The sequence below is a fragment of the Enterobacter cloacae complex sp. 277I4 genome (genome assembly GCF_050031465.1).
GTDB lineage: Bacteria > Pseudomonadota > Gammaproteobacteria > Enterobacterales > Enterobacteriaceae > Enterobacter > Enterobacter cloacae.
The window spans coordinates 1-2,745 of record NZ_JBLGWC010000007.1 but is presented as its reverse complement, the minus strand read 5'-3'; the positions used below and the strand labels follow the sequence as shown (position 1 = coordinate 2,745).

At 49.8% G+C, this 2,745-nt stretch carries 4 protein-coding genes and 1 pseudogene; 3 read left to right on the top strand and 2 right to left on the bottom strand.

What is annotated here, in order from left to right; all coding sequences use genetic code 11:
- Positions 1-243: 243 nt before the first annotated feature.
- Together ACQG19_RS27435 and ACQG19_RS27430 are read left to right on the top strand one after the other, a co-directional pair.
- Positions 244-375 (top strand): hypothetical protein, encoded by a 132-nt coding sequence (locus ACQG19_RS27435; RefSeq protein WP_052684121.1) that lies wholly within the window; start codon positions 244-246, stop codon positions 373-375.
- A 304-nt stretch (positions 376-679) separates the two neighbouring features.
- Positions 680-781 (top strand): annotated as a pseudogene (locus ACQG19_RS27430) (IS30 family transposase); the annotation flags it as partial.
- A gap of 188 nt (positions 782-969) precedes the next feature.
- Here ACQG19_RS27430 and ACQG19_RS27425 read toward each other — a convergent pair.
- On the bottom strand, positions 970-1,479 hold the full coding sequence (locus ACQG19_RS27425) for a hypothetical protein (protein WP_045270081.1): 510 nt from the start codon (positions 1,477-1,479) through the stop codon (positions 970-972).
- 193 nt (positions 1,480-1,672) lie between these two features.
- Between ACQG19_RS27425 and ACQG19_RS27420 the strand changes: the two genes are divergently transcribed.
- Positions 1,673-1,861, top strand: coding sequence for a Rop family plasmid primer RNA-binding protein (locus tag ACQG19_RS27420; protein WP_000165998.1), 189 nt, complete (start codon positions 1,673-1,675; stop codon positions 1,859-1,861).
- Between the two features lie 47 nt (positions 1,862-1,908).
- Here ACQG19_RS27420 and ACQG19_RS27415 read toward each other — a convergent pair whose 3' ends face one another.
- Positions 1,909-2,136 carry a hypothetical protein gene (locus ACQG19_RS27415; protein WP_224019247.1) on the bottom strand — a complete coding sequence of 76 codons (228 nt, stop codon included), beginning with the start codon at positions 2,134-2,136 and terminating at the stop codon, positions 1,909-1,911.
- Positions 2,137-2,745 lie beyond the last annotated feature (609 nt).

Sequence of the window (2,745 nt, the reverse complement as noted above, 5' to 3'; positions counted from 1 at the left end):
AAGCCGTTTTTCCATAGGCTCCGCCCCCCTGACAAGCATCACGAAATCTGACGCTCAAATCAGTGGTGGCGAAACCCGACAGGACTTAAAGATACCAGGCGTTTCCCCCTGGTGGCTCCCTCGTGCGCTCTCCTGTTCCTGCCTTTCGGTTTACCGGTGTCATTCCGCTGTTATGGCCGCGTTTATCTCATTCCACGCCTGACACTCAGTTCCGGGTAGGCAGTTCGCTCCAAGCTGGACTGTATGCACGAACCCCCCGTTCAGTCCGACCGCTGCGCCTTGTCCGGTAACTATCGTCTTGAGTCCAACCCGGAAAGACACGACTTAACGCCATTGGCAGCAGCCATTGGTAAGAGGATTCACGGAGCAGGGTAGTAGAGTGCTTCTACAGAGTTCTTGAAGTGGCGGCCTGACTGCGGCTACACTGGAAGGACAGTTTTGGTATCTGCGCTCCGTGAAAGCCAGTTACCTTCGGAAGAAAGAGTTGGTAGCTCTTGATTCCGGCAAACGAACCACCGTTGGTAGCGGTGGTTTTTTTGTTTACAGGACATGAGATTACGACGAGAGTAAAAGGATCACAAGAAGATCCGGCTGTTTACCAGTGATTTGGCTTCAGTATTGGTTTCCGCCTAGCGGGGCCTTATACGTAAAAATTCCACACCTGACTTATCACACAGGGGAGCTCCGCAAGTACCAGAGAGCACTGAATAGCAGGCCACGGAAATGTCTTGGATTCCGGCAACCTTCAGTGGTCTTTGCTGAGCTAAGACAGGCGGCTTAGCGTTGCACTTCGAACTTGAATCCGCCCAGAAGCATTCAGCAGAAGTCGCTAACGGTTTGCTTGCAAATGCTATCAATAATGCTTTGCCTAAAGCAGGAATAAAAAAGCCACCTACACGGTGGCTTTTTTTCTGTCCGGGAACTAGCTGAATTGAACCTAAAATCCCGGCCACGAACTGGTAGACACCTTTATCCCTGAAGATGTTTGAAGAGAAAACGGCCTATTTCATAGGTCGTAAAGTCAGGGTTTAGCTCTTTATCATCCATCCCTACAGCGCTCCCTGCCTCGATCAATACCTTCTTCATGTTGCTAACTTTAAGCCCGTCTTTGGTAACCAAGATCTTTCCTTTTGGAAGCTTATGAATCACGTAATCCTTGAAGGAATGTGTGTCCTTATCTCCACCAGGCAAAGAAAAGCCCTGACCTAATAACGATTTTAATGAATTATTCTCTTCAATTAAGTTCAGGACAACATCATCAACCGTCATGCCAAAGTCATTCACGTACTCTTTTAGGCTCTCAATAGTTGATTTCTTTAGTCTTACGTCAGACATACCATTCATATTATTATTACCCCACCGCTCTAATTTGAAGAAATAATACAACAAAATACAAATTATACAAATAAATATTGTTCTGAATACAACAAGCGGTCTGTAGGTGCGATGATAACTATGCTGCACCGCCAGATTGAACATAACATCCGTTGCGTGCACCGCCTGAGAGGCTCTCAGGGCGTTTCTACGACCTCACCTGCAAAAGAACACATCTTACCCCCTGAAAACCGCTCAGAAACGCGCTGATGATTTCTGCGTACCTGCATGGCTATGCACTCAAGTGAATGAAGTAAGATTTCAGTCTGCGATCACCATAAAACCGGGAAAAAGCCGTATGACAAAACAGGAATCAGCCGCACTGAACATGGCAAAATTTATCCGGGCGCAGTCGCTGCTGCTGCTCGAAAAACTCGACGTGCTCGATCTTGATGACGAGGCAGCCGACTGTGAGCGAATGCACGAACAGGCAGAAGCGCTTTATCAGAAGCTGAGCGCACGCTTCGGCATACAGGACGGCGAATAAAGAGACGAAAAGAACGCTCACTTAGACGAAAAGCGTATCCATGGCAACTATGTATATCCACCGTGTACATAGTCATGCCTGACGCTTTCGAGCAGGTCGAGCATGTAGGAACGACGAGCTTGATTGGTATCGGACACAATATGGCGATACGCCTCAAACATAACAGCACCCGCATCACCGCCCGAACGGCGAAGCATAGCGGAAATCATCCGCACAAAGAGCAGACGTTCATCGGGGCAAAGGTTCATAAGTTCTCCTGGTGAAAAACCAAACATGAAGCACCCATCTATTAACGTCAGCTGTGAACGCTTCATTAGAAGAAAATAGGTAAACCCGGGAAAAAGATCCAAACGTTAACATCACAGGTAAACAGAAACGTCGGGTCGATCGGGAAATTCTTTCCCGGACGGCGCGGGGTTGGGCAAGCCGCAGGCGCGTCAGTGCTTTTAGCGGGTGTCGGGGCGCAGCCCTGAACCAGTCACGTAGCGCTAGCGGAGTGTATACTGGCTAAACTTCAGAGATGCCAAGGAAGGGACAGGATATGTGTTGTAGCACCGCCACCACGGTGGCGATACTCCAAAACGCCTGGTCAGGGCACAGCCCCGACACCCCAGAGCCGACTGTAGGTCACTGGACGAACGCGGCGGAATGATGTCGGATGACGTCATTTTGCGGCGTTTGCCCTATCCTGCATCGTATTAAAAAATGCAGCTATGGCGCGTACGGTGCCAAAGATAAGCCCGGAGATATTCCGCTTCCTCGCTCACTGACTCGCTCCGCTCGGTCGTTCGGCTGCGGCGAGCGGTACCGGCTTACTGGCGGGGCGGAAATTTCCTGGCATCTTCCAGGAAGAAGCTTAACAGGGAAGCAAGAAGGCCACGGCG

What these genes read in the sequence shown, in the direction of transcription:
- ACQG19_RS27435 (WP_052684121.1), top strand. Translation starts at nt 244, where the DNA reads ATGCACGAACCCCCCGTTCAGTCCGACCGCTGCGCCTTGTCCGGTAAC.
- ACQG19_RS27425 (WP_045270081.1), bottom strand. Translation starts at nt 1,479, where the DNA reads ATGTTCAATCTGGCGGTGCAGCATAGTTATCATCGCACCTACAGACCG.
- ACQG19_RS27420 (WP_000165998.1), top strand. Translation starts at nt 1,673, where the DNA reads ATGACAAAACAGGAATCAGCCGCACTGAACATGGCAAAATTTATCCGG.
- ACQG19_RS27415 (WP_224019247.1), bottom strand. Translation starts at nt 2,136, where the DNA reads ATGTTTGGTTTTTCACCAGGAGAACTTATGAACCTTTGCCCCGATGAA.